Source organism: Enterobacter cloacae complex sp. BZL2005 (genome assembly GCF_049238885.1).
GTDB lineage: Bacteria > Pseudomonadota > Gammaproteobacteria > Enterobacterales > Enterobacteriaceae > Enterobacter > Enterobacter roggenkampii.
The window spans coordinates 427,788-454,782 of record NZ_JBMKGI010000002.1 but is presented as its reverse complement, the minus strand read 5'-3'; the positions used below and the strand labels follow the sequence as shown (position 1 = coordinate 454,782).

22 protein-coding genes and 1 pseudogene are annotated in these 26,995 nt (G+C 56.7%); 16 read left to right on the top strand and 7 right to left on the bottom strand.

Annotated features, from left to right (window positions below; all coding sequences use genetic code 11):
* Positions 1-14: 14 nt before the first annotated feature.
* A complete protein-coding gene (gene cirA, locus ACOTXI_RS06625) occupies positions 15-1,985 on the top strand; it encodes a catecholate siderophore receptor CirA (protein WP_025913183.1) in 1,971 nt (656 codons plus the stop codon).
* A gap of 103 nt (positions 1,986-2,088) precedes the next feature.
* Here the strand turns inward: cirA and fghA are convergent, their stop codons facing one another.
* Positions 2,089-2,916 (bottom strand): S-formylglutathione hydrolase, encoded by an 828-nt coding sequence (gene fghA, locus ACOTXI_RS06620; protein WP_058654868.1) that lies wholly within the window; start codon positions 2,914-2,916, stop codon positions 2,089-2,091.
* A gap of 138 nt (positions 2,917-3,054) precedes the next feature.
* Here fghA and ACOTXI_RS06615 point away from each other — a divergent pair, with 138 nt between their 5' ends.
* The 7 genes from ACOTXI_RS06615 to mglC all read left to right on the top strand — a co-directional run bounded on the left by ACOTXI_RS06615 (position 3,055) and on the right by mglC (position 11,249).
* Positions 3,055-4,203 carry a YbfB/YjiJ family MFS transporter gene (locus ACOTXI_RS06615; protein WP_058654870.1) on the top strand — a complete coding sequence of 383 codons (1,149 nt, stop codon included), beginning with the start codon at positions 3,055-3,057 and terminating at the stop codon, positions 4,201-4,203.
* Positions 4,204-4,305: 102 nt separating this feature from the next.
* Entirely contained in the window at positions 4,306-4,974 is a 669-nt protein-coding gene (gene folE, locus ACOTXI_RS06610; RefSeq protein ID WP_008500927.1) for a GTP cyclohydrolase I FolE, read from the top strand.
* 19 nt (positions 4,975-4,993) lie between these two features.
* Positions 4,994-6,151 carry a DUF418 domain-containing protein YeiB gene (gene yeiB / locus ACOTXI_RS06605; RefSeq protein WP_058654872.1) on the top strand — a complete coding sequence of 386 codons (1,158 nt, stop codon included), beginning with the start codon at positions 4,994-4,996 and terminating at the stop codon, positions 6,149-6,151.
* A 155-nt stretch (positions 6,152-6,306) separates the two neighbouring features.
* Positions 6,307-7,329, top strand: a complete 1,023-nt coding sequence (gene galS / locus ACOTXI_RS06600; protein WP_008500924.1) for an HTH-type transcriptional regulator GalS — start codon at positions 6,307-6,309, stop codon at positions 7,327-7,329.
* A 295-nt stretch (positions 7,330-7,624) separates the two neighbouring features.
* On the top strand, positions 7,625-8,623 hold the full coding sequence (gene mglB, locus ACOTXI_RS06595; protein ID WP_008500923.1) for a galactose/glucose ABC transporter substrate-binding protein MglB: 999 nt from the start codon (positions 7,625-7,627) through the stop codon (positions 8,621-8,623).
* Between the two features lie 79 nt (positions 8,624-8,702).
* The gene (mglA, locus tag ACOTXI_RS06590) at positions 8,703-10,223 is read left to right on the top strand and encodes a galactose/methyl galactoside ABC transporter ATP-binding protein MglA (protein WP_058654874.1); all 1,521 of its coding nucleotides are present in this window, start codon (positions 8,703-8,705) and stop codon (positions 10,221-10,223) included.
* Between the two features lie 15 nt (positions 10,224-10,238).
* Positions 10,239-11,249, top strand: a complete 1,011-nt coding sequence (mglC, locus tag ACOTXI_RS06585; RefSeq protein ID WP_008500921.1) for a galactose/methyl galactoside ABC transporter permease MglC — start codon at positions 10,239-10,241, stop codon at positions 11,247-11,249.
* 51 nt (positions 11,250-11,300) lie between these two features.
* On the opposite strand, the gene ACOTXI_RS06580 is transcribed toward mglC, so the two are convergent.
* The 6 genes from ACOTXI_RS06580 to ACOTXI_RS06555 all read right to left on the bottom strand — a co-directional run bounded on the left by ACOTXI_RS06580 (position 11,301) and on the right by ACOTXI_RS06555 (position 16,654).
* Complete coding sequence (locus ACOTXI_RS06580; protein WP_058654907.1) at positions 11,301-12,689, bottom strand: glutamine synthetase family protein; 1,389 nt, start codon at positions 12,687-12,689, stop codon at positions 11,301-11,303.
* Between the two features lie 124 nt (positions 12,690-12,813).
* Entirely contained in the window at positions 12,814-13,530 is a 717-nt protein-coding gene (gene sanA, locus ACOTXI_RS06575; protein ID WP_008500918.1) for an outer membrane permeability protein SanA, read from the bottom strand.
* A gap of 127 nt (positions 13,531-13,657) precedes the next feature.
* Entirely contained in the window at positions 13,658-14,542 is an 885-nt protein-coding gene (cdd, locus tag ACOTXI_RS06570; RefSeq protein WP_058654876.1) for a cytidine deaminase, read from the bottom strand.
* Positions 14,543-14,671: 129 nt separating this feature from the next.
* Entirely contained in the window at positions 14,672-15,367 is a 696-nt protein-coding gene (locus tag ACOTXI_RS06565) for a CidB/LrgB family autolysis modulator (protein ID WP_008500916.1), read from the bottom strand.
* The gene (locus ACOTXI_RS06560; RefSeq protein ID WP_014884558.1) at positions 15,364-15,759 is read right to left on the bottom strand and encodes a CidA/LrgA family protein; all 396 of its coding nucleotides are present in this window, start codon (positions 15,757-15,759) and stop codon (positions 15,364-15,366) included. Before ACOTXI_RS06560 ends, ACOTXI_RS06565 begins: the two co-directional genes overlap by 4 nt.
* A 190-nt stretch (positions 15,760-15,949) precedes the next feature.
* The gene (locus ACOTXI_RS06555) at positions 15,950-16,654 is read right to left on the bottom strand and encodes a type 1 glutamine amidotransferase (protein ID WP_058654879.1); all 705 of its coding nucleotides are present in this window, start codon (positions 16,652-16,654) and stop codon (positions 15,950-15,952) included.
* A gap of 59 nt (positions 16,655-16,713) precedes the next feature.
* Between ACOTXI_RS06555 and ACOTXI_RS06550 the strand changes: the two genes are divergently transcribed.
* The 8 genes and pseudogenes from ACOTXI_RS06550 (at position 16,714) to ACOTXI_RS06515 (ending at position 26,966) form a co-directional block, all read left to right on the top strand.
* On the top strand, positions 16,714-17,511 hold the full coding sequence (locus tag ACOTXI_RS06550; RefSeq protein WP_045259735.1) for an AraC family transcriptional regulator: 798 nt from the start codon (positions 16,714-16,716) through the stop codon (positions 17,509-17,511).
* Positions 17,512-17,552: 41 nt separating this feature from the next.
* Positions 17,553-18,485 carry a tRNA dihydrouridine(16) synthase DusC gene (gene dusC / locus ACOTXI_RS06545; RefSeq protein ID WP_008500912.1) on the top strand — a complete coding sequence of 311 codons (933 nt, stop codon included), beginning with the start codon at positions 17,553-17,555 and terminating at the stop codon, positions 18,483-18,485.
* A 359-nt stretch (positions 18,486-18,844) separates the two neighbouring features.
* Complete coding sequence (locus ACOTXI_RS06540; RefSeq protein WP_369878960.1) at positions 18,845-20,134, top strand: carbohydrate porin; 1,290 nt, start codon at positions 18,845-18,847, stop codon at positions 20,132-20,134.
* Positions 20,135-20,300: 166 nt separating this feature from the next.
* Entirely contained in the window at positions 20,301-21,134 is an 834-nt protein-coding gene (gene licT / locus ACOTXI_RS06535; RefSeq protein ID WP_023293816.1) for a BglG family transcription antiterminator LicT, read from the top strand.
* A 24-nt stretch (positions 21,135-21,158) separates the two neighbouring features.
* Positions 21,159-23,124 (top strand): annotated as a pseudogene (gene bglF, locus ACOTXI_RS06530) (PTS beta-glucoside transporter subunit IIABC).
* Between the two features lie 12 nt (positions 23,125-23,136).
* Complete coding sequence (locus ACOTXI_RS06525) at positions 23,137-24,531, top strand: glycoside hydrolase family 1 protein (protein ID WP_058654882.1); 1,395 nt, start codon at positions 23,137-23,139, stop codon at positions 24,529-24,531.
* Between the two features lie 201 nt (positions 24,532-24,732).
* Positions 24,733-26,151, top strand: a complete 1,419-nt coding sequence (gene mdtQ / locus ACOTXI_RS06520; RefSeq protein ID WP_058654883.1) for a multidrug resistance outer membrane protein MdtQ — start codon at positions 24,733-24,735, stop codon at positions 26,149-26,151.
* 50 nt (positions 26,152-26,201) lie between these two features.
* Positions 26,202-26,966, top strand: coding sequence for an SDR family oxidoreductase (locus ACOTXI_RS06515; RefSeq protein ID WP_072205931.1), 765 nt, complete (start codon positions 26,202-26,204; stop codon positions 26,964-26,966).
* Positions 26,967-26,995: the final 29 nt, after the last annotated feature.

The window sequence follows — 26,995 nt, the reverse complement described above, 5'->3', positions numbered from 1 at the left end:
CATGGAGATATGGAATGTTTAGGTTGAATCCCTTCGTCAGGGGAGGACTTTGTGCGTCCGCAATGTCCCTGGCCCTGCCTGTTATCGCAGCGGAATCCGGCGACACAATGGTTGTTACGGCCTCCGCGACCGAGCAAAACCTGAAAGACGCACCGGCAAGCATCAGCGTGATTACCCAGGAAGATTTGCAGCGCAAACCCGTTCAAAATCTGAAAGATGTGTTACGGGATGTGCCGGGCGTGCAGCTCACAAGCGAAGGGGACAACCGTAAAGGGGTAAGTATTCGCGGGCTGGACAGCAGCTACACGCTGATCCTGATCGACGGCAAGCGCGTCAATTCCCGTAACGCAGTGTTCCGCCATAATGATTTCGACCTCAACTGGGTGCCGGTTGACGCCATCGAACGAATCGAAGTCGTGCGTGGGCCGATGTCCTCGCTTTATGGCTCCGATGCGCTGGGCGGCGTGGTGAACATTATCACCAAAAAAATCGGCCAGAAATGGACGGGCACCCTGAGCGCTGATTCCACAATTCAGGAACATCGCGATCGTGGTGATACGTACGACGGCCAGTTCTATACCAGCGGTCCGCTGGTGGACGGCCTGCTGGGGCTGAAAGCCTACGGTAGCCTCGCGAAGCGTGAGAAAGACGGTCAGCAGAAGTCCTCTACCACGGCGAGCGGTGAAACACCGCGCATTGAAGGCTTCACCAGCCGCGATGCGAATGTGGAGTTCGCCTGGACGCCGTCTGAAAATCACGACTTTACGGCGGGCTACGGTTTCGACCGTCAGGATCGTGACTCGGATTCCCTCGACAAAAACCGCCTTGAGCGTCAGAACTACTCTCTCAGCCACAACGGCCGCTGGGGCGTCGGCAACAGCGAGCTGAAGGTTTACGGCGAGAAGGTGGATAACAAAAACCCGGGCAACAGCAATCCGATCACCTCCGAGAGCAACGCGGTAGACGGGAAATACGTGCTGCCGCTGGGCGACATCAACCAGCTGATGACCTTCGGCGGCGAATGGCGTCACGATAAGCTGAAGGATCCGGTCAACCTGACGGGCGGCTCCAGCAGCAGTACGTCGACAAGCCAGTATGCCCTGTTCCTGGAGGACGAGTGGCGTATTTTTGAACCTCTGGCGCTGACCACCGGCATCCGTATGGACGACCATGATACCTACGGCGACCACTGGAGCCCGCGCGCCTATCTGGTCTACAACGCGACCGATACCGTCACGGTGAAAGGGGGCTGGGCGACCGCGTTTAAAGCGCCGTCACTGCTGCAGCTGAGCCCGGACTGGGTCACCGGCTCGTGCCGCGGTGCCTGTGAGATTGTCGGTAACCCGGATCTGAAGCCGGAAACCAGCGAGAGCTTCGAATTCGGCTTGTACTACAGCGGGGAAGAGGGCTGGTTAGAGGGCGTGCAGGCCAGCGTGACCACCTTCCAGAATAACGTCGATGACCGCATCAGCATCAGCCGTACGGCCAATGCGAAGCAGGCGCAGAGCTACCCTAACTACGTTGGCCTGAATGCGGACGGTGAGCCGATATTCCGCTACTACAACGTCAACAAGGCGCGCATCCGCGGGGTGGAGACCGAGCTGAAATTCCCGCTGGCGGACGACTGGAAAGTGACGCTGAACTACACCTACAACGACGGTCGTGATATCAGCAACGGCGGCAACAAACCGCTGTCCGATCTGCCGTTCCACACCGCCAACGGGACCGTTGACTGGAAGGCGACGCAGGACTGGTCGTTCTATGTTCAGGGCAACTACACCGGTGAGAAACGCGCGCTGACCAGCAGCGACCCAACGCCGGGTGGCTATGTTATCTGGAATACCGGCGCCGCGTGGCAGGCGACGAAAAGCGTGAAGCTGCGCGCGGGCGTGCAGAACCTGCTGGACAAAGATCTGAGCCGCGACGATTACAGCTACACGGAAGATGGCCGTCGCTACTTTGTCGGCGTGGATTATAAGTTCTGATTCAGCCCTGTGCCGGGTGGCGGCTGCGCCTTACCCGGCCTACATAAGGGCACAGGCCCGTAGGCCCGGTAAGCGAAGCGCCACCGGGCAAAACAGGCGGTGCTTATGCAAATAAATGCTCCGCATGGAAGCGGAGATGATCCTCAATAAAGGACGCGATGAAATAATAGCTGTGATCGTATCCCGGCTGAATGCGCAGCGTCAGCGGCCAGTCTTTCTGGCGTGCCGCTTCTGCCAGCACCGCAGGCTGCAGTTGACCGGCGAGGAACTGGTCCGCATCACCCTGATCGATAAGGGTGGGAATGGCTTCTTCAGCTTTGCTGGCCAGCATCAGCGCGCAGCTGTCCCATGCCTGCCATTTTTCCGCATCCTCACCCAGATAGTGTGTGAAGGCTTTCTGCCCCCACGGCACCTGCGTTGGGTTCACAATTGGCGCAAATGCCGACACGCTGACGTATTTCCCCGGATTTTTCAGCGCCATGATGAGCGCCCCGTGTCCGCCCATCGAGTGGCCGCTGATCGCGCAGCGCTCGCCAACCGCAAACTGCGACTGCACCAGCGCAGGAAGTTCATCGCGAAGGTAATCATACATGCGGTAGTGGCGCGCCCAGGGCTGCTCGGTCGCATTGAGATAAAACCCGGCGCCTTTGCCCAGGTCGTATCCGGCATCGTCGGCCACATCGTCGCCACGCGGGCTGGTGTCTGGCATCACCAGCGCAATGCCCAGTTCGGCGGCAATACGCTGCGCGCTGGCTTTGGTGGTGAAGTTTTCGTCGTTACAGGTCAGGCCGGAAAGCCAGAACAAAACCGGCGGGTTTTCCGTCGGCGGCAGGAAAATGCTGAACGTCATTGCACAGTTCAGAGAGGTGGAGTCGTGCCGCCAGCGCTGCTGTCGACCTTCAAAACAACGGTGCTCTTCGAGCAGTTCCATGCAGGGCTCCTTAATGAGAATGCGTATTCATAAAACCCATAATACAGCCTTTTCATTGACCTGTGAGTAACTTTCACTTTCGCGAGGCGGCGAGATGCTGCATCATAAATTTACTTTTCTTTAACAATTGGAGCGGTCATGGCGCTGCGTATTGCGCTCAGTGGGTTTGTCGTTCTGGTGGTGGCGATGGGGATAGGGCGCTTTGCCTTTACGCCTCAGGTGCCGCTGATGATTGCTGTCGGACAGCTTACGCTGACCAGCGCGGGTCTGGTGGCGGCGATGAATTATCTGGGCTATCTGGTGGGTGCGTGGGATGCGATGCGTGCGCACCGCTTCGTTGAAACGCGCCTCTGGCTGGGCATCACCGGCGCGGTGGCGCTGACGCTGCTCTCCGCGGCAGCGGATAACGCCGTCGTGCACGGCCTGCTGCGCTTCGTGATTGGCTGCATGAGCGGCTGGTCGATGGTACTCATTGCCGCCTGGACCAACGAACGGCTGGGGCAGCTGGGTAAACCGGGCCTGAGCGCTGCGGTGTTTGCCGGACCGGGGGCGGGCATTGCCCTGAGCGGGCTGCTCGCCGTCTATATTCAGGCGAAGTCCCTGTCGGCCGGGGCGGCATGGCAAATCTACGGCGTACTGGCGCTGGTGCTGATTGCCCTCGTGGCGCGCTACCTGCCGCGATCCGGGCAGCTCCATCGACCCGGCACCGCGCCGGAGCCGCTGGTGCTTACGGCGGATTTAACGCGTCTGGTCTGGAGCTACAGCCTGGCCGGGTTTGGCTATATCCTCCCGGCGACCTTTCTGTCGCAAATGGCGGCCGTGCGTTTTCCCGGCAGCCTGTTTGCCCAGTTTGTCTGGCCGATTTTTGGTCTCGCCGCCGTGGTGGGCATTGGGCTCAGTATTCTGTTACGCCATACCTCAACGGCTAACCGCAGGCTGGCGATCGTACTGTGGTTACAGGGCGCAGGCGTGCTGGCGGCCTGGCTGCTGCCGGGGATTGGCGGTTTGCTGACGGGTGGGCTGCTGGTGGGCGGCGGCTTTTTGTGTGCCGTGCAGCTCTCTCTTTTATACGGCCGCGAGCTGGCGCCAAACCACACGCGCTATATGGCAGGCCTGCTCACCACCGGGTATGCGATTGGGCAGTTGATTGGTCCGGTCACCTCGGCGTTATCAACCTGGCTTACCCACCGGCTGGAGCCCGCGCTGGGGCTGGCGGGCATTGCGCTGTTTGTTGGAGGAGCGCTTGTCTGGAATCGTCACGCTGAAAGGCAACAGCAATCGCAATAATTATCGTCGTGAATACTGGATTATGTGCGCCGCCTCACGCACAATGAACGCATACTTTTGCCACAACGAGGGCAAAAGACGCCACACCTGCAGGAGAACAAAATGTCATCACTCAGTAAAGAAGCTGCCCTGGTCCACGAAGCCCTGGTTGCGCGCGGTCTTGAAACGCCACTGCGTCCGCCCGTACAGGATTTGGACAATGAAACCCGCAAGCGTCTGATTGCCGGTCACATGACCGACATCATGGAGCTGCTGAATCTCGATCTGAGTGACGACAGTCTGATGGAGACGCCGCACCGCATCGCGAAAATGTACGTCGACGAAATTTTCTCCGGCCTGGATTACGCCAACTTCCCGAAAATCACCGTCATTGAAAACAAGATGAAAGTGGATGAGATGGTAACGGTCCGCGATATCACGCTGACCAGCACCTGCGAACACCATTTCGTGACCATCGACGGTAAAGCAACCGTGGCGTATATCCCCAAAGACACGGTGATTGGCCTGTCGAAGATCAACCGCATCGTGCAGTTCTTCGCTCAGCGTCCGCAGGTGCAGGAGCGTCTGACCCAGCAGATCCTGACCGCGCTGCAAACGCTGCTGGGCACTAATAACGTGGCCGTCTCTATCGACGCGGTTCACTACTGCGTGAAAGCGCGCGGCGTGCGCGATGCCACCAGTGCGACCACCACAACCTCGCTGGGCGGTCTGTTTAAATCGAGCCAGAATACCCGCCAGGAGTTCCTGCGCGCCGTACGTCACCACAACTAAGTCTGACAGGGCAGGGACCATGGAGCGAAACGTCACGCTCGATTTTGTTCGCGGCGTCGCCATTCTCGGTATCCTGCTGCTTAATATCACCGCCTTCGGTTTGCCGAAGGCGGCGTATCTCAATCCCGCGTGGTATGGCGACATTACCCGCAGTGATGCCTGGACCTGGGCAATCCTCGATCTCTTTGCGCAGGTCAAATTCCTTACGCTCTTCGCCCTGCTGTTTGGCGCAGGCCTGCAGCTTCTCCTCAAACGTGGTACGCGCTGGATCCAGTCGCGCCTGACGCTGCTGGTTATCCTCGGTTTTATCCATGGCCTGTTCTTCTGGGACGGCGATATTCTTCTCGCGTATGGGTTAGTCGGGCTCATCTGCTGGCGCCTCATTCGCGATGCGCACAGCGTTAAAAGCCTGTTCAACACCGGCGTGATGCTCTATGTCATGGGGCTTGGGGTACTGCTGCTGCTGGGGATGATCTCCGGGGAGACGACGAATCGTGCCTGGATCCCGGATGCCGCTAACCTGCAGTACGAACAGTTCTGGAAGCTGAAGGGCGGTACGGAAGCGATAAGCAACCGCGCGGATATGCTGGGGGATAACCTCCTCGCGCTGGGCGCGCAATACGGCTGGCAGCTGGCGGGCATGATGCTGATGGGCGCGTCACTGATGCGCACCGGCTGGCTGAAAGGGGAATTCAGCCTGCGTCACTATCGTCGCACAGGCGCCGGTCTGGTGCTGCTCGGTGTGCTGATTAACCTCCCGGCGGTGATAGCGCAGTGGCATATCCACTGGGATTACCGCTGGTGCGCGTTCCTGCTTCAGGTGCCGCGTGAACTGAGCGCACCGTTCCAGACCTTCGGCTACGCGGCGCTGATCTACGGCTTCTGGCCCTCGCTTTCTCGTCTGTGGATGGTCAGCGCTATCGCCTGCGTGGGACGCATGGCGTTAAGCAATTACCTCCTGCAAACGCTGATCTGCACCACGCTTTTCTATCGCTTTGGCCTGTTTATGAAATTCGACCGACTTACACTGCTGGCGTTTGTTATTCCGGTCTGGGCAGTAAACCTGGCGTTTTCTGTTCTCTGGCTACGCTATTTCCGCCAGGGACCGCTGGAGTGGGTATGGCGTCAGTTAACCGCACGTGCTTCAGGGATATCATTGAAAAATACATCCAGATAACGATCTGGATCACAATCATTAACAAAACGGATGTAAGCGTTTTCATGACTGTGAGCTTCTTCACGTAGTCCCCTTTCTCTCGCTGCCAAAATAGCCACCTTGCTAAACACAGGGGGTGTCTGTGAGTTGCTGCAATCCTTTGAAGGATGGTGAATATGATCACCATTCGTGACGTCGCCCGTCAGGCGGGCGTTTCTGTGGCTACCGTCTCACGCGTGCTGAACAATAGCGCGCTGGTCAGCCCTGAAACCCGAGAAACCGTAATGAAGGCAGTGACCCAGCTCGGGTACCGGCCAAATGCCAATGCCCAGGCGCTTGCGACGCAGGTCAGCGACACCATCGGCGTGGTGGTAATGGATGTCTCGGATGCCTTTTTCGGCGCACTGGTGAAAGCGGTCGATATGGTCGCCCAGCAGCATGAGAAATATGTCCTGATCGGCAATAGCTATCATGAGGCGGAAAAAGAACGTCATGCCATTGAAGTGCTGATCCGCCAGCGCTGTAACGCTTTGATTGTCCATTCAAAAGCCTTGAGCGATGAAGAGCTAACCGGATTGATGGAGCAGATCCCGGGCATGGTGCTGATCAACCGCATCGTCCCCGGCTATGCCCACCGCTGCGTCGGGCTGGATAACGTCAGCGGCGCCATGATGGCCACGAAAATGCTCATCAACAATGGGCATCAGCGGATCGGTTATCTGGCTTCCAGCCACGCGATTGAAGATGACGAACTGCGGCGCGAGGGGTGGCAAAACGCCCTGAAAGAGCATGGCATTACGCCATCCGAGAGCTGGGTGGGAACCGGCACGCCGGACATGCAGGGCGGTGAAGCGGCGATGGTAGAGCTGCTGGGCCGCAATCTGCAATTGTCTGCGGTGTTTGCCTATAACGACAGCATGGCGGCAGGTGCCCTGACCGCGCTGAAGGATAACGGTATTGCGGTGCCACAGCATTTATCACTCATTGGTTTCGATGATATCCCGATTGCCCGTTACACCGACCCGCAGCTGACAACCGTGCGTTACCCGATTGCCTCTATGGCGAAACTGGCGACTGAGCTGGCGTTACAGGGGGCCGCAGGCATGCTGGATCCGGGGGCAACACACTGTTTCATGCCGACTTTAGTGCGCCGCCACTCCGTCGCGGCCCGGCAAATTGTGGTTCCGATCACTAACTGATTACATGTGGTGATGTAACCGTTTTCAATCTGTGAGTAAATTCACAGTATCTTAACAAGGCGCTGACTATGATGTCAGCGTTTTAGGGGCTGAAACGCTATGTAACAGTGATTATTCACTTTCACTATAGCCAATGTGCCGCAAACAACGAATAAAACGCATTTCTGGAGCGTTACCGAACACGGAAGAGAGAAATTTTATAAGTGAACCTCGGCTGTCAGTAACGTTTTATTAACATCTGCCCGCCGCTCGTTATTCACAAGAACTACCCTGCATAAAAAAAACCGGAGATACCATGAATAAGAAGGTGTTGACCCTGTCTGCTGTAATGGCAAGCATGCTTTTTGGTGCAGCAGCGCACGCTGCGGATACCCGTATTGGTGTGACCATCTATAAATACGACGACAACTTCATGTCTGTTGTGCGTAAAGCGATTGAGAAAGATGCGAAAGCAGCGCCAGACGTTCAGCTGCTGATGAACGACTCCCAGAATGACCAGTCCAAACAGAACGACCAGATCGACGTTCTGCTGGCGAAAGGCGTGAAAGCCCTGGCCATCAACCTGGTTGACCCGGCTGCAGCAGGCACGGTTATTGAAAAAGCGCGCGGCCAGAACGTGCCGATCGTCTTCTTCAACAAAGAACCTTCCCGTAAGGCGCTGGATAGCTACGACAAAGCGTATTACGTCGGTACCGACTCCAAAGAGTCCGGTATTATTCAGGGCGATCTGATCGCGAAACACTGGGCGGCGAACCCGAACTGGGACCTGAACAAAGACGGTCAGATTCAGTTCGTGCTGCTGAAAGGCGAACCTGGCCACCCGGATGCTGAAGCGCGTACCACCTACGTTATCAAAGAGCTGAACGACAAGGGCCTGAAAACCCAGCAGCTGGCGTTAGATACCGCGATGTGGGATACCGCTCAGGCGAAAGATAAGATGGACGCGTGGCTGTCCGGCCCTAACGCCAACAAAATCGAAGTGGTTATCGCCAACAACGATGCGATGGCAATGGGTGCGGTAGAAGCACTGAAAGCACACAACAAATCCTCTATCCCGGTATTCGGCGTAGATGCGCTGCCAGAAGCGCTGGCGCTGGTTAAATCCGGTGCGATGGCCGGTACCGTGCTGAACGATGCCAACAACCAGGCGAAAGCCACCTTCGACCTGGCGAAAAACCTGGCCGATGGCAAAGGTGCGGCAGATGGCACCAACTGGAAAATTGACAACAAAATCGTTCGCGTACCTTACGTGGGCGTAGACCAGTCCAACCTGGCTGAGTTTATCGGTAAATAAAAGAGTTAGCTTGTCTTCACTGGGCGCAACGAGTTGCGCCCTTTTATAACGCGATATGCGAGGCCAACAAGGTATAATTATGGTCAGCACAACAACTCAGTCATCCGGTGAATACCTGTTGGAAATGAGCGGTATCAACAAGTCATTTCCCGGCGTTAAGGCACTCGATAATGTTAATTTAAAAGTGCGTCCTCACTCTATTCATGCCTTAATGGGGGAGAACGGTGCGGGTAAATCAACATTATTAAAATGTCTTTTTGGGATCTATCAAAAAGATTCTGGCAGCATTCTTTTTCAGGGGAAAGAGATCGATTTCCATTCAGCGAAAGAAGCACTGGAAAACGGTATCTCGATGGTTCACCAGGAATTAAACCTGGTGCTGCAGCGTTCAGTCATGGATAACATGTGGTTGGGGCGTTATCCCTCCAAAGGTGTTTTTGTCGATCAGGACAAAATGTATCGCGACACCAAGGCGATTTTCGACGAGCTGGATATTGATATCGATCCGCGCGCCCGCGTGGGAACATTATCCGTCTCCCAGATGCAGATGATCGAAATTGCCAAAGCGTTCTCCTATGATGCGAAAATTGTCATCATGGACGAACCGACATCCTCATTAACGGAAAAAGAGGTTAACCACCTTTTTACCATTATTCGTAAGCTGAAAGATCGCGGCTGCGGCATTGTGTACATCTCCCACAAAATGGAAGAGATCTTCCAGCTGTGCGATGAGATCACCATCCTGCGCGACGGCCAGTGGATCGCCACGCAGCCGCTGGAAGGGCTGGACATGGACAAGATCATCGCCATGATGGTCGGCCGTTCCCTGAACCAGCGCTTCCCGGACAAAGAGAACAAGCCGGGCGAAGTGATCCTGGAAGTGCGCAATCTGACCTCGTTACGTCAGCCGTCTATCCGCGATGTCTCCTTCGACCTGCACAAGGGTGAAATCCTGGGGATTGCCGGCCTGGTGGGGGCAAAGCGCACCGACATCGTGGAAACCCTGTTTGGCATTCGTGAGAAAGCCGAAGGCACCATTACGCTGCACGGTAAGAAAATCAATAACCACAACGCCAACGAAGCCATTAATAATAGTTTTGCGCTGGTGACGGAAGAGCGTCGTTCGACCGGTATTTATGCTTATCTGGATATTAACTTTAACTCGTTAATTTCTAACATTCGCAATTACAAAAACAAAGTCGGGCTGCTGGATAATTCCCGCATGAAAAGCGATACCCAGTGGGTGATTGACTCCATGCGCGTGAAAACGCCAGGCCACCGCACCCAGATTGGTTCGCTGTCAGGCGGTAACCAGCAGAAAGTGATTATTGGCCGTTGGTTATTAACGCAGCCCGAAATCCTGATGCTGGATGAGCCGACCCGCGGTATTGACGTCGGCGCGAAGTTTGAAATTTATCAGCTGATTGCCGAGCTGGCGAAAAAGAATAAAGGGATCATTATTATTTCTTCCGAAATGCCGGAACTGTTAGGGATCACAGACCGTATTCTGGTTATGAGCAATGGTCTCGTCGCCGGTATTGTTGACACCAAAACGACAACGCAAAACGAAATTTTGCGTCTTGCGTCTTTGCACCTTTAAGATCAGGGGCTCCTCATGAGTGCGTTAAATAAAAAAAGTTTTCTCACTTACCTGAAAGAAGGCGGTATTTACGTTGTTCTTTTAGTCTTGCTGGCAATCATCATTTTCCAGGACCCTACGTTCTTAAGCCTGCTGAACCTGAGTAACATTCTGACCCAGTCCTCCGTGCGTATTATCATTGCGCTGGGCGTGGCGGGCCTGATCGTGACCCAGGGGACGGACCTTTCTGCCGGTCGTCAGGTAGGTCTGGCGGCGGTTATCGCGGCAACCCTGCTGCAGTCGATGGAAAACGCCAACAAGGTCTTCCCGGAAATGGCCACCATGCCGATTTTCGTGGTGATCCTGATTGTCTGCGCCATTGGTGCGGTGATTGGTCTGATCAACGGTATTATCATCGCCTACCTGAACGTGACGCCATTTATCACCACCCTGGGCACGATGATCATCGTTTACGGTATCAACTCCCTGTACTACGACTTCGTCGGTGCTTCGCCCATCTCGGGCTTTGACAGCGGCTTCTCGACCTTTACGCAAGGGTTTATCGCGCTGGGCAGCTTCCGCCTGTCGTACATCACCTTCTATGCGCTGATTGCGGTCGCCTTCGTCTGGATCCTGTGGAACAAAACGCGCTTTGGCAAAAACATCTTCGCTATCGGCGGTAACCCGGAAGCGGCGAAAGTGTCCGGCGTAAACGTCGCCCTGAACCTGCTCATCATCTATGCCCTGTCCGGCGTGTTCTACGCCTTCGGCGGGATGCTGGAAGCGGGCCGCATCGGCTCTGCAACGAACAACCTTGGCTTTATGTACGAACTGGATGCGATTGCAGCCTGCGTGGTCGGCGGCGTCTCCTTCAGCGGCGGCGTGGGTACCGTACTCGGCGTGGTGACCGGTGTGATCATCTTCACCGTCATCAACTACGGGTTGACCTATATCGGCGTGAACCCGTACTGGCAGTACATCATCAAGGGCGCCATCATTATCTTCGCGGTTGCGCTGGATTCACTGAAGTACGCCCGTAAGAAGTAATCGTTTCTCGCCATACCCGGCCCGCTCACCGAGCGGGCTTTTTTTTATGCCCTATGCCAGATGGGACTCCTCCTGCGTCACAATCCGCTCAAACCAGTCGAGTTCAGAAAGCTTGCAGGCGACCCACTGTTCGGAAAAGGCGTCGCCCAGGCTGTCGGTGAGATACTGACAGCGGGCAAAGGCCTCAATCGCCTCCTGCTGGAACAGCGGTAGTTCGGGTTGGTCATGCTGCGGCTCAGGGAGATCCCCCTCGTCGATATGTTCCAGCCCGTACAGCATGCCAGTCAGGATAGTGGCCGCCACCAGATACGGATTCGCATCGGCCCCGGCCAGCCGGTACTCAATGCGACGGTTGCTCTCATCCGAGCAGGGAATACGCAAGGCGGCGGAGCGGGTGTTATAGCCCCAGGAGTTAAAGACGGGTTCCGTCAGGTTTTTACGCAGGCGACGAAACGCGTTGACCCCCGGCGCAAGAATGGCGACGGAGGCGGGCATCAGCGCCAGCTGGCCCGCGATGCACAAACGCATCATGCTGCTCAGCGCGTTCATCGGCGAGGCAAAAACGTTTTCGCCACGGCTATCGTTCAGGCTGAAATGGATGTGCAAACCGCTGCCGGAGAGCTGGCTGAAAGGCTTAGCCATAAAGTTGGCCTGAAGACCGTGCTTTTCAGCGACATAGCGGGTCAGGCGGCGCAGGGCCAGCACGTTATCACAGACCTCAACGACGCGCTGGCTGTGCTTCAGGTTTAATTCGTACTGTCCGGACTCGGCTTCCGCTACGACCCCTGACAGCGGGATGCGCTGCAGGTGCGCCAGCTGTTCCAGCTCGTCAAACAGCGCCGCATGCGCCGACGAGGTATCCATATGAAAACAGCCCTGATTTTGCGGATCGCGTTCGCCCTGTCCCGTCAGGTAAAACTCAATTTCCGGGGCAATGACCGGGAAAAGGCCGTGCTGGTGGAAGCGGGCCACGACGTTCTGCAGTATCGCGCGCGGCTCAAGCGGGCAGGGGTTACCGTCGCTGTCTTTCATCGTCAGCAGGATCTGCGCCGTGTGCTCCGGATCCTGCGGACAGGGACGCAAAGAGCCGGCGACAGGGACGCACAGCCGGTCGGGTTCATCATAAAGCGGGGCGGCGATGTTTCCCTTCTGATCCATTGAGTAGACGGAAAGCGGAAAATAACAGCCTTTTTCCAGGCTCAGCATGCTCTCTACCGAGAGGCGCTTGCCGCGCATCGTGCCGTTAATATCGTTCAGGTAAACGTCTACATGTTTCGTCTGCGGGTAACGTTCCAGATAATCGGCCACTTCCACGGCAACGTTGTGCTGCAGGGCGTCAATTTTTTCATCCAGCCAGAGGCCAGAATTAAGTGCGCCAGGGAGTGATAAGCCGGGAAAGTTAAAGTACGGGCGGAGACTTTTGAGGAAAAACGCATTCATTATCGAGTTCATAGTCATTCTTCAATGAAGCCGTAGCGGCAGTGAACTCAGCTTAAAAGAGCCGACGTAAAGGGGAGATAAAAAGCGTCAGGCCCGGCGTAAAGAAAGTATAAAGGCGGCTCTGTTATTTCTCTTTTTTCTGCATATCCAGCAGCTGCTCGGGCGTGACGGCCGGATAACCCTGCGCGTCTTCCGGCACTTCATGCATCGCCGGAATCGGCACCAGCGGGCCTAAAAAGCGCGGTTCGCGCTTAAAGATATACAGATCGGCCAGGGCACCAAAGCGGGCGCCGAACTCGCGGACGCGCACGCTCAGCATATCTTTTGGCGACGGCACCGCGTAGCACTGCGCCTGAATGCCCATGTGCAGGGCGATAAACAGCGCGCGCTCGCAGTGGAAGCGCTGGGTGATGATGATGAAGTCGTTGGTGTCGAAGACCTTGCGCGTACGGACGATGGAGTCCAGGGTGCGGAAGCCCGCGTAGTCGAGCACGATATCGGCAGGATCCACGCCCGCGGCAATCAGGTCCTTACGCATCGTCACCGGCTCGTTATAGCTTTGCAGAGCATTATCGCCGCTCAGCAGCAGGTAGTTCACCTTGCCGCTGTTGTAGGCGTTCAGTGCGCCCTGAATGCGGTAACGGTAATACTGGTTGATGACGCCGGTGCGGTAGTACTTGGCGGTGCCGAGCACCACGCCAACCTGACGATAGGGCAGGTCCTGCAGGTCGTCAAAGATATAGGGGGCGGTTTTCCAGCTCATCCAGCGGTCGAGGCCGAGCACGATCAACAGCAGTATGCCGACCAGGACAGACAGGCTGTAAAAAACGCGCTTTAACATGCAGATGGCTCGTACCGAAGGTGAAATTTAACTCAGGCTACTTTACCCGCCTGGTTAGCGCAAGAAACAGCGACTCAACTGAGGGGTTTTTCAACAAACTGGCGGGCATTTCTGCCCGCCGGAAGGGTTACGCCAGCAGTACGCGGTCAATCGTTGTACAGCCCAGCGCTTTAAGCGTTGCGGCAGTGGCATCCCACTGAATCAGCTGCGCATCAGCAATTTCTGCCAGAATGGCGCGCTGAATGTCAGGATAATCATAGCCGTTCAGGCTCAGCAGGTTGAGTGCGCCCTGCAGCGGCGGCAGCGTTGGGTTAAACGCGGCGTTTTCTGCATAGCTGCCGGTGAAGATTCGGCCATCGCGACACTGCAGCGCCACGCCGCTCGGGGACCTGCTGTACGGCGTGTGGCTCTTGTTGGCGGCGGTAATCGCCGCCTGGCTCAGGTCATCGCCGGACAGGGCGAAACCGTGGTCCTGCTCGTCCATCAGCAGGGTTTTGATCTCCAGATCTTTCGGGCCAAACGCATCAGGCAGGTAATCCGCCAGCGTGTGCGGCGCGCGGCCCGGCAGGTTGATGCGCAGCTGCAGCCCGCTGTTCAGCTCGTTCATAAACTGACGGCAGTGGCCGCAGGGGGTGTAGTTCACGGTAATGGCGCTCAGCGCTTTTTCACCGCGCAGCCAGGCGTGGCTGATGGCGCTCTGCTCGGCGTGAACGGTTTGCTGCATGGTTGCGCCCAGGAACTCCATGTTGCCGCCGAAGTACCAGGTGCCGCTGACGCCGCGCGCAATGGCCCCGACGTTGAAGTGGGAGAGATCGGCCCGCGCGCAGGCGGCAGCCAGAGGAAGCAGTGCGAAAGCCAGCGCGTCTTCGTCCAGTCCCGTTGCCTGTTTCAGCATCGTGACCTGCTCCGCGGTCAGCAGGGCGGGGAAGTGCGCATCTGCCAGAACGGGAGCAAGGGCTGACTGCAAATTCTCTGCAAGCTGGGCGAAAGCAGCTTGAAAACGTGGGTGCATGGCGTTTGCCTCATAAAGGTTAATGGATCGGTAGTTTACGGAGCCGTCAGGGCTTTATATGTGATCCACTTCTCATTATGTATGCAACTTATGAAATCAAAATGAAATTTGCGCGACGCATCGCAAATTTTAGCCCATCACTGCCAGAATCAGCGGGAAAATGAACGGGGCCAGCAGGGAGGTAATAATCCCGCAGATCACCAGCGCCAGGGAGCTAAACGCCCCTTCCTGATAATCCAGCTCCGCGCAGCGGGCAGTACCCAGCGCGTGCGAGGCGGTGCCCATCGAGAGCCCCCGTGCCGCCTTAGTATGAATACGCATCGCGTTCAGCAGGGTGTGGCCAAACACCGCGCCGAGAATACCGACGAAAATGACGCACATCGCGCTGATGGCCGGAATGCCGCCGAGGCTGCCCCCAACCGCCATCGCGATAGGCGTGGTCACCGATTTAGGCAGGATTGACGCCGCAATCTGTGGGGAAGCACCCATCAGCAGCGCCACCGACGTGCCGGTGATCATTGCCACCAGGCTGCCCACAAAACAGATGGTAATGATGGATTTCCAGCGGGCGCGGATCTGGTGCAGCTGCTCATATAAAGGAAACGCCAGCGCCACGACGGCGGGTTGCAGCAGGTCGTTTAAGATTTTGCTGCCGGCAAAGTAGCGTTCGTAAGGAATGCCGGTGAGCAGCAGGAACGGAATAATCACCACCATCGCCACCAGCAGGGGGTTCAGCAAGGGCATTTTGAAACGCGCGGCAAGCTTACGTGCGGCGAAGAACACTGCCAGGGTCAGCGGCAGGGACCACCAGATATTGTCCATCATTTTTTTGTTTTCTCCCCAATCACGTTACGTTCGCCATGCACCAGATGTGAACTCCAGCTCACCACCAGGAAAACCACCAGCGTACTCACCGCGCAGGAAACAACAATCGGGCCGAACTGGGCTTTGAGCAAATCAAAATACTGCATGACCCCGACGCCGATAGGCACGAAAAGCAGCGCCATATAGCGAATGAGGACGAAGCAGCCGGGATTGACCCACTTTGCAGGCAGGATTTGCAGCGCCAGCAACACGAAGAGGATCAGCATGCCGATAATGCTGCCGGGAATGGTGATGGGCAGCAGCGACGCGATGAAAATCCCGGCATACAGGCAGGCATAAATCAGGACGAATGCGCGCAGATATTGCCAGATAATGTTCAATGATTTGCTCATGGTGATAGTCCTTGCTGAAACGCATTCATCATACAATTAAACCTAAAAATGTGCCACGGATCACATCATGAATTTTGAGCATACCAGACATTCCGGAATGGAACGTCCGGTATCACCTTACTGGTGCAGGCTACAGTTTAGAGGAAAGGGGTTGCGCTGGCGAAGTAACGCGCCAGAGAAGGCATCAGCGTCAGGCGGTCAGCTTATCGAGAAAAGAAAACAGCACCTGGTTCATTTCGCGATAATCATGCGAGCGGAGTTTTTCCGCCGTTTCGACAAAACGGAATTCACCCGCGCGGCGAAGGTCATTCTGCGAATGCTCAATCAGCAACTCTACCACCTCCGGCGTTAGCTCCATATGGCACTGGAAACCGTAAACCCGTTCGCTGTATTGCACGATCTGGCGGGGACAGCCCTCGCTGTAAGCCAGAACCTTAGCCTGCGGCGTCAACCCAGGCATGTCGTTATGCCAGTGACCGACGTTCAGCACGCTGCCAAAGTCTTCAAACAGCGGGTTCGCCTTGCCTACATCTGTGAGCCTGACGGGAAATTTGCCGATCTCTTTTTCCGGGCTGTGGCAAAACGCGGCGCCCAGCGCTTCGCCGATAAGCTGTGAGCCCAGACAAACGCCTATCACCGTTTTACCTTCCTCTATCGCGCGGCTGATGAGTGCCTTTTCCGCCTGCGCATCAAACCAGGGGCATTCCTCACGCGTGGTGGCGGGGGACTGCGGGCCTCCCATGATGATAAGCAGGTCTGTGTGCCCCAGTTCCTCAGGTAACGGTTCGCCCTGATACACTCTGGTGTAGCTCAGACTGCAGCCGCGACTTTTCCCCCAGATTTCATAGGCGCCTGGCGCCTCGAAATGTTCATGAATAATAAAATGGATGTGCATTGCGTCTCTCTCTGGTTACGTGTACAAGCAGCATCATAAGAGGAAGGGGGGAATGTGAAATGCCAACCGTTATCGATAAAACGCCAATTCACGACGATGCTATCGGATGGTCAAGAGGGGCAATTCGCTATACGCGCGGCGAAGTCGATCCGCCTCACCAGCATTCGCAGGGACAACTTTTGTTTGCCATCAAAGGAGTCATGCTGGTCGAAACCGGCAGCAAACGCTGGGTCATACCGCCGCAGCGCGCGCTGTGGATCCCTCCCTTTCAGGAGCATACCTACAGCGTGTTATCCGCAACGGAGCTTCGCGCGGTCTGGTTTAGCCCGGCACTGATTTCGCAATGCGAACCTTTTAAGCGGAAAGACGAGGTTCACGTGATTATGGCCACAGCGTTGTTCAAAGAGCTGATTGCCGGGCTGTTCAGCGCGGAATACCGGCCGGCAAGCCAGCGCAGCATGGCCGTTTTGCTGCTCGACATCCTCAGCGAGACGCAGCAGATTTCTGCCGAACTGCCGATGCCCGTGGATGAGCGCTTACATCGCGTGGCCTGTGACATCATTGCCAACAATCTCTGGGATCTCTCTCTGGAAAGGCTGGCGGAACGGGCCGCGATGTCTGAACGCACATTTTCACGTGCGTTTATCAACGATACCGGCTTTAGCTTCCGGGCCTGGCGACAGCGCGCAAGGATTTGTGCCTCGCTGGATCTTCTCGCCAACGGATACCCGGTTAAGCAGGTGGCCTGGATGCTGGGGTTTTCCGGCCCGGCGGCATTTGCGGCGGCGTTTCGCGCCATTGTTGGGGCAACGCCGGGTGACTTTCTGCCTGAACAGAAGCGCTTCCCAGCGATATAGAGAGCGGCTACTATAGCGCGTCTTTTTTCACAGGTACTGCTATGCGTGTTTTACTGGCCCCAATGGAAGGCGTGCTCGACTCCCTCGTGCGCGAGCTTCTGACCGAGGTGAACGATTACGATCTCTGCGTGACGGAATTTCTTCGCGTGGTCGATATGCTGTTGCCGGTAAAATCCTTCTTCCGCCTGTGCCCCGAGCTGCACAACCAGAGCCGGACCTCTTCCGGCACGCTGGTGCGGATTCAGCTCCTCGGCCAGTATCCGGAATGGCTGGCGGAAAACGCCGCCCGCGCGGTTGAGCTGGGCTCTTACGGGGTGGATCTCAACTGCGGCTGTCCGTCGAAGCTGGTGAACGGCAGCGGCGGCGGGGCGACGTTGCTGAAAGATCCTGAGCTGATTTACCGCGGCGCGAAAGCCATGCGCGAGGCCGTGCCCGCGCATTTGCCGGTGACGGTAAAGGTGCGCCTGGGGTGGGACAGCGATGCCCGACAGTTTGAGATCGCCGATGCGGTGCAGCAGGCCGGGGCCACCGAGCTGGTGGTGCATGGCCGCACTAAAGAAGATGGCTACAAAGCCGATCGCATAAACTGGCAGGCGATCGGTGAGATCCGCAAACGCCTCTCCATTCCGGTGATCGCCAACGGCGAAATATGGGACTACGAGAGCGCGCAGGCCTGTCTGCAGGCCACCGGCTGCGATGCGGTAATGATCGGCCGCGGCGCGCTGAATGTGCCCAACCTCAGCCGGGTGGTGAAATATAACGAACCGCGTATGCCCTGGGCAGATGTCGTCACGCTGCTGCAAAAATACAGCCGTCTGGAAAAGCAGGGCGACACCGGTTTGTATCACGTCGCGCGTATTAAGCAGTGGCTGAGTTATTTACGCAAAGAGTACGAGGAAGCGCTGGAATTATTTCAGGAGATTCGTACTTTACAGACGTCGGCTGATATTGCCCGGGTGATTCAGTCCAAATAATAAGCGTTAAATTGCTCACACTTTTTTAAAACAGAAAACAGTTCAGGTTTTCAACGTGGCGCGACGGTGTTAAGGTGCCACTGTTTTCAACGCAGGATTGTGACTGGTTAACAGGCAAAACCTAAGCGTTCCACAGCATTTTCGCTGTGGGGCGCTTAGGTTTTTTTTTGCCTGTCATTTACGCAGGAGAGATATTTGGCTTAGCGCTTTTTAATGATTCTTAAAAAAAGAAATAGCGACAGGAAATAGAAAAATTTCCTGCGGCCGGTTACGCACTCAATACTCAATCACAGGTTGTTATCATGGCATATAAAAATAAACTCTATGCGTTCGCCTTATTGGCGATATCCCCGCTGTCGATGGCGCAAGACTGGAACGGTACGGTATTAGGGTTTGAAGCTCCGCCGGAGCCTGTGCTGGGCGAAATGCTCGGCATACGTAAAATCCTTAACGATAACGGTTTTACCTATAACCTCGGATACCTGAATGAAATTGGCTGGAACGGCGGAGGCGGATATAACCACGACTCCCACGTGGCCTATATTGACCAGTTCGCGCTGACCTTCAACCAGGATCTGGAGCGCTGGACCGGTATCCCGGACGCGCGTATCGAGGGGAACATCGTCAACCGCAACCACAATGACGATCTCACCACCAAACGCGTGCAGGACCCGCGCGTCAACTTCAACGATCTGACCCAGGAGAGCTGGGGAGGGCAGTCGATTACCCGTCTGGGCTGGCTGACCTTTGCCCGCAGCTTTGACGACCGGCGTCTGACCTGGCGCATCGGGATGATGAACAAGGTGCAGACCTTCGATCAAATTATCCCCTGTGATTTCCAGCTGCTGTCCCAGTGCGGCGGAAAGTCAGCCAACTCGCTGACCTGGAACAACTGGAACGTCCACACCTGGGGAACCACGCTTGCCTATAAACTCACGCCGACGCTGACCTTAAAAGGCGGTGTGATGGAGCAGAATCCGCAGGCCGCCAGCCGCAGCCATGCCTGGAGCTGGTCGACGAAGGGCAGCAAAGGGATCTTACTGCCGGTTGAAATCGAAGCGCGTCCGCTGATTAACGGCCTGCCGGGCGCGTACAACCTGGGCGTGGTGTTTACCAACGCGCCGCAAACCGATCTCTATCGCGGCAAATCCGGCGGGGCGGGCGCGACGGACCCGGACGGATTCGATACCCACAGCCGGACCTGGTTCATGTACGCCGGGCTGAACCAGCAGCTTACGCAGCATCAGGATGACCCGAATCGCGGGTTGAGCACCTCGTTCAGCATGAGCCTTGCGGATCAGAGCACTAACTACATGCATCAGGTTTATGCCGCCTCGCTGCGCTACCGCGGACTGTTTGATGCCCGACCGGAAGACTGGATTGGCTTTGGCTTAACCTGGATTGATATGAGTAGCCAGTACGCCCGCAACCAGCGTTACCTGAACAGCCTGAGCGGCGTGAGCGACTACAACAATCCGGCCTGGCACCCCGTGCCGGGCCATTCCCTGAACGGCGAGTTTTACTACCGCTTTCGTCCGGTGTCATGGCTTGAACTGCAGCCTGGCATTCAGTACTGGCACCATCCCGGCGGGGTCAGCCGCACCCAGGATGCCTGGGTCACCGAGCTGAAAACGGTGGTGACCTTCTGATATCACGGTAGCAAGTTCGATCCGCGTCACGTTTCTGACGCGTGACGCATTGAGGCTACGAATGAAACTGATAGAGTGCCAGAACTGGATTGTTACTGCTTAGGCAGGCAAAACCTGATTTTCTGGCATCTGCCGGAGGTCAGGTTTTTTTGTTTCTGGGGTTCAGATGAAAATCGCCAAGATACTCAATAATAACGTGGTGGTTGTTCAGGATGAGCGCGGGCGCGAACAGGTGGTGATGGGCCGTGGGCTGGCCTTTCAGAAGCGCGTCGGTGAAGCGCTGGATACCGCGCGGGTTGAAAAGGTGTTTGCGTTACAAAGCGATGAACTGGTGCGTCGGCTTGGAGAACTGCTGAGTCAAATTCCGCTGGAGGTGATGACCACCTGCGACCGCATCATCGGGCTGGCGGCGCAGCGGCTGGGCAAGCTGCAGGAGAGCTTGTATATCACCCTCACCGATCACTGCTACTTTGCGATTGAGCGGCAGAAGAACGGGTTGGCCATCAAAAACGTGCTGCTGTGGGATATTAAACGGCTGTATCCGAAGGAGTTCGAATTAGGGCAGGAGGCGCGGGCCATTATCGCCAGACGCCTTAACGTCGAACTGGAGGAGGATGAGGCCGGTTTTATCGCGCTGCATCTGGTTACCGCGCAGCTGAACAGCGAAATGCCGGAGGTGATGCACGTGACGCGGGTGATGCAGGAGATCCTGCAGCTGGTGAAGTATCAGCTGCAGCTTGAGTATGACGAAGAGTCGCTCAGCTACCAGCGTTTTGTCACCCACCTGAAGTTTTTTGCCCAGCGGATGCTCACCCGCACCGTGGTGGAAGATGACGATGTCTCCCTGCATACGGCAGTCAAAGACAACTACGCGAAGGCGTGGAAATGCGCCGAGAAAATTGCGCAGCACCTGAACAAAAGCTACCAGCGTGAGCTGACAACCGAAGAAATTATGTTCCTCGCCATTCATATCGAGCGGGTGAGAAAAGAGGGGCGTTAAGCCTCAAAACAGGATTGTTACTGCATCACGCAGGCAAAACCTGAGCGCGGCCTTCGTCAGAAGGTCGTTCTCGGGTTTTTTTATTTTTGTACTCAGTCAACAGGTGCCTGCGGGCATCGGATGTAAGGAAATCGAGATGGAATACCAGGCTTTAGCGAAGGATATTCTCGGCCACGTTGGCGGAAAAGAGAACATCGTCAGTCTTGTGCACTGCGCGACCCGGCTTCGCTTCAAACTGAAAGAGAATCAACGGGCGGATGCGGAAGGGCTCAAGAAAAACCCGGGCGTGATCATGGTGGTCGAAAGCGGCGGCCAGTTTCAGGTGGTGATTGGCAACCACGTTCACGACGTCTGGCAGGCTGTCCGCAATGAAGCAGGCCTGACCGACGACGCCCCTGTCGTGGAAGAGAAGGGCGAAAAGGGGAACCTGCTGGGCCGCCTGATTGACATCGTCTCCGGGATCTTTACCCCTTTTATCGGCATTCTGGCCGCGTCCGGTATTCTGAAGGGGCTGCTGGCGCTGGCCGAGGTCTGCGGCTGGCTCACGACCGAGAGCGGCACGTATAAAATCTGGTTTGCCGCCAGCGATGCGCTGTTTTTCTTCTTCCCGCTGGTGCTGGGCTATACCGCCGGGAAAAAGTTCGGCGGCAACCCGTTTATTACCATGGTGATCGGCGGGGCGCTCACCCATCCGGTGATGATTGCGGCATTTAACGCCAGCCAGCAGCCGGGGGCGGTATCGGAAGCCTTTTTGGGCATCCCCGTCACGTGGTTCAACTACAGCGCGTCGGTGATCCCGATTATTCTCGCCGCGTGGGTCAGCTGCTGGCTGGAAAAACAGAGCACCAGGCTGCTGCCTTCCTCGATGAAAAACTTCTTCGCGCCGCTGATCTGTCTGGGCGTGACCGTGCCGCTGACTTTCCTCGTTATCGGGCCGCTGGCGACCTGGCTGAGCCAGATGCTGGCGAACGGCTATCAGACTATTTACGTTCTGGCACCGTGGCTGGCGGGCGCGGCGATGGGCGCGCTGTGGCAGGTCTGCGTTATTTTTGGCCTGCACTGGGGGCTGGTGCCGCTGATGATCAACAACCTGGCGGTGCTGGGGCATGACTCCATGCTGCCCATGCTTTTGCCTGCGGTGTTTGGCCAGGTGGGGGCGGCGCTGGGCATTTTCCTGCGTACCCGCGATGCTCGTCAGAAAATGCTGGCCGGTTCATCCGTGACGGCAGGTATTTTTGGTATCACCGAACCCGCAGTGTATGGCGTAAACCTGCCGCTGCGCCGTCCGTTTATCTTTGGCTGCGTGGCTGGCGCTATCGGCGGGGCGATTGTCGGCTTCAGTGACACCCACGTTTACTCCTTCGGCTTCGCCAATATCTTTACCATCGCCCAGATGATTCCGCCGGGCGGCGTGGACGCCACGCTGTGGGGAGGCATTATCGGCACGGTGGTGGCGCTGGTGCTGAGCTGCGGCCTGACGCTGCTCGCCGGTATGCCAGGAAACACCGCGCCAGAGAATGTGGTCTCCGCGGGCGAAAACGATGTGCTATCGCCGATGACCGGTACCGTTCTTGCTCTCGACCAGGTGCCGGATACCACGTTTGCCAGCGGCCTGCTGGGCAGCGGCGCCGCGATTATTCCCTCCGATAACAAAGTGGTTGCCCCATTTGCCGGTGTGGTGGCTTCGCTGTTCCAGACCAAACACGCCATCGGCCTGCTCAGTAACAGCGGGGTTGAAGTGTTGATCCACGTGGGTATCGACACCGTGAAGCTCGACGGCAGGCCGTTTACCGCCCATGTGAAGGTCGGTGACAAGGTGCAGCCCGGCGATCTGCTGCTGGAGTTTGACCGACAGGCGATTATCGATGCCGGATACGACCTGGCGACCCCGATTATTATCAGTAACAGCGACGAGTATCGCGAGGTGGCGACCGTGGCGGCAACGTCCGTCATTGCCGGTGCGCCGTTACTCAGCGTCAGTCATCAATAACAGGAGAACGTGATGAAAACTTTCCCGGACGATTTTTTATGGGGCGGCGCGGTTGCCGCGAATCAGGTAGAGGGTGCGTATCTGGAGGAGGGGAAAGGGCTGTCCACCTCTGACGTTCAGCCGCAGGGTGTCTTCGGCCCGGTAGTTGAGCGCGTCCCTGGGGACAGCGGCATCAAGGATGTCGCCATCGACTTCTATCATCGCTACCCGGAAGACATCAAGCTGTTCGCCGAGATGGGCTTTAGCTGCCTGCGCGTCTCCATTGCCTGGACCCGCATTTTTCCGAACGGTGACGAGCAGCAGCCGAACGAGGCGGGGCTGGCGTTTTACGACCGGTTGTTTGACGAGCTGGCCGCGCACAACATTACCCCGCTGGTAACGCTGTCGCACTATGAAATGCCGTGGGGGCTGGTGAAGCAGTACGGCGGGTGGGGCTGCCGTCAGACTATCGGCTTCTTTGAGCGCTACGCCCGTACCGTGTTTGCGCGCTACAAAGAGAAGGTCAAGCTGTGGCTGACCTTCAACGAGATCAATATGTCTCTGCACGCGCCGATGACCGGCGTCGGTCTGCCGGAAACCAGCAGCAAAGGGGAGGTGTACCAGGCGATCCACCACCAGCTGGTGGCCAGCGCGCTGGCGGTGAAGGCCTGCCATGAGATTATCCCGGATGCCAGAATCGGCAACATGCTGCTGGGCGGCCTGATGTATCCGCTGACCTGCAAGCCGGAAGATGTTCTGGAGACGCTGCAGGAAAACCGCGCGTGGCAATTCTTTGGCGACGTGCAGTGTCGCGGCGCCTACCCGGGCTATATGCAGCGCTTCTTCCGCGACAACGGCATTCAGCTAGAGGTCACTGACGCCGACCGCGAGGCGCTGAAATCTACCGTCGATTTTATCTCCTTCAGCTACTACATGACGGGCTGCGTCACCGCGGATGAAGCCCTCAACCAGCAGGCGCGCGGCAACATCCTGAGCATGGTGCCAAACCCGCATCTGGCCAGTTCCGAATGGGGCTGGCAGATTGACCCCATCGGCCTGCGTACTCTGCTAAACATGCTCTGGGATCGCTATCAGAAGCCGCTGTTTATCGTGGAAAATGGCCTCGGGGCGAAGGATAAACCGGACACAGACGGCACGGTGCAGGATGACTACCGCATCAGCTATCTCAACGATCACCTGGTGCAGGTGCGGGAAGCCATTGAAGACGGCGTTGAGGTGATGGGCTACACCAGCTGGGGGCCCATCGACCTGGTGAGCGCATCAAAAGCTGAACTCTCTAAGCGCTACGGCTTTATTTACGTCGATCGCGATGACAGCGGGAAAGGCACGCTGGCGCGCAGCCGTAAGAAAAGCTTCTACTGGTATAAAGAGGTTATTGCGACAAAAGGCGCTTCGCTGAAAGTTTAATAAAGCGATCAACCTGACAGGGGATGTTCACCCTGTCGGGTTGATTATTTTTTATTTGCATAATTCAATTTAAATAATAATTCTGGTGAATATTTTTCCGTATATTTAAATCTATGACAATTTACGCATTGCCACGCATTACTAAAAAAATAAAGAGAATCGAGCGTAATTTGCGCCTTTATTTTTTGAGTTTATGGCGTCATGAAACGTTCTCTTATTTTATCTCTGAGTGCTCCCTTCGTTTTTATTCTGGCTGCCTGTGCGCCTGAACATGTCACGGTATCTCCCATTAAAACGCAAACCACGGCGGCGTCGGTGAATACGGTTCTGAATCATCAGGACTGGCCGAAAAATGAGTGGTGGAAAGCATATAACGATCCGGAACTTAACGGGCTTATTGCGAAGGCATTAAGCGATGCGCCGGATATGCAGATTGCCCGTCAGCGCATTACGCTTGCGGAAGCCCAGGCCAAAGCTGCTATGGCATCCGACGGTCCGCAGATTGATTTTTCAGCGGATGCCGAACGTCAGAAAATGTCCGCCGAGGGGCTGATGGGGCCCTTTGCCATTACCGACCCGGCGGCAGGGACAACCGGGCCGTGGTACACCAACGGCACCTTTGGCCTGACGGCAGGCTGGGATCTCGATCTGTGGGGAAAAAATCGCGCGCAGGTCGAAGCCCGGATTGGCAAAGTGAATGCGCAAAAAGCGGAGCTGGAGCAGACCCGTCAGCTGCTGGCCAGCAGCGTGGCGCGGCTCTACTGGGAGTGGCAAACGCAGGCCGCCGTGGGGGAGGTCCTCGCGCAGATTAAACATGAGCAGGACAATATTATCGGTGCCGATCGCGAGCTGTATCAACACGGGATCACCTCCTCCGTGGAGGGCGTTGAAACGGATATCAACGCCAGCAAAACCGAAGAGCAGCTGGCCGAAGTCAACGGGAAAATGAAAGCCATTGAGGCGCGCCTGGTTGCGCTGACGAACGCCTCCTCCGTGAAGCTGACGCGGCACGCCTTGCCAACGGTGGAAGCCTCGCTACCGTCGACGCTCGGCTATGAACTGCTGGCACGCCGTCCGGATCTGCAGGAGGCGCACTGGTATATCGAAGCCTCCATGAGCGAAGTGGAGGCCGCCCGAGCGGCGTTTTATCCTGACGTGAACCTGATGGCGTTCTTACAGCAGGATGCTCTCCATCTGAGCGATCTGTTCCGTTCGTCCGCGCAGCAGATGGGCGTGACCGCCGGGCTGACGCTGCCGATTTTCGACAGCGGCAGGCTTAACGCCGGGCTGGATATCGCTCAGGCGCAGAACAACCTTTCAGTAGCCAACTACAACAAAGCGGTGGTAGAGGCCGTCAATCAGGTGGCACACACGGCCAGTGAAGTCGAAACGCTGATGGCGAAAAACAGCCACCAGCAGCAGGTTGAAAAAGATGCGGCACGGGTTGTGGCGCTGGCGCAGGCGCGTTTCAGCGCGGGGATCGTTGCGGGCTCCCGGGTCAGTGAAGCCAGAATACCGGCCCTTAAAGAGCACCTCGAAGGATTGCTGCTGAAGGGGCAGTATGTGGACGCCACGCTGCAGCTGACCTCCGCGCTGGGCGGTGGCTATCATCATGGCTAAAAAAGGTCATTAACTATACTTACCTCTTTGCAGTTTTTCAGGAGGTGAGTATGACCAGAGTAGCGATTGTGACCGCATCGGATTCCGGGATCGGTAAAACCACGGCCCTGATGCTGGCTGAGCGCGGGTTTGATATTGGCGTCACCTGGCACTCGGATGAGAAAGGGGCGCTGGAAACCTGCCGTGAAGTCGAAGCGCAGGGGCAGCGCGCGGAGGCTGTCCATCTTGATCTAAGCACGCTGCCGGAAGGCGCTGAGGCAATAGAGACGCTGATTGTGCGCTTTGGCCGGCTGGACGTGCTGGTCAATAATGCAGGGGCGATGACCAAAGCGCCGTTCCTCGAGATGCCGTTTGACGACTGGCGGAATATTTTCACCGTCGACGTGGACGGGGCGTTTCTCTGTTCACAGATAGCCGCAAGGCAGATGGTGAAGCAGGGGGAAGGGGGACGGATTGTGAACATCACCTCGGTGCATGAACACACGCCTCTGCCGCAAGCGAGTGCCTACACGGCGGCAAAACATGCGCTCGGCGGCTTAACCAAATCCATGGCGATGGAGCTGGTGAAGCACAACATTCTGGTGAACGCCGTCGCGCCGGGTGCGATTGCCACGCCGATGAACGACATGGACGACAGCGAAGTGAAGGAAGGCTCCATGCCGGAAATCCCGCTGGCAAGGCCGGGCCACACGAAAGAGATTGCCAGCCTGGTGGCGTGGCTGTGTGACAGCGACGCCAGCTATACAACAGGGCAATCGTTTATCGTCGACGGGGGCTTTATGCTGGCGAACCCGCAGTTTAAGCTGGAGGGGTAGTAACCTTTCTCCCTCTCCCTTGAGGGAGA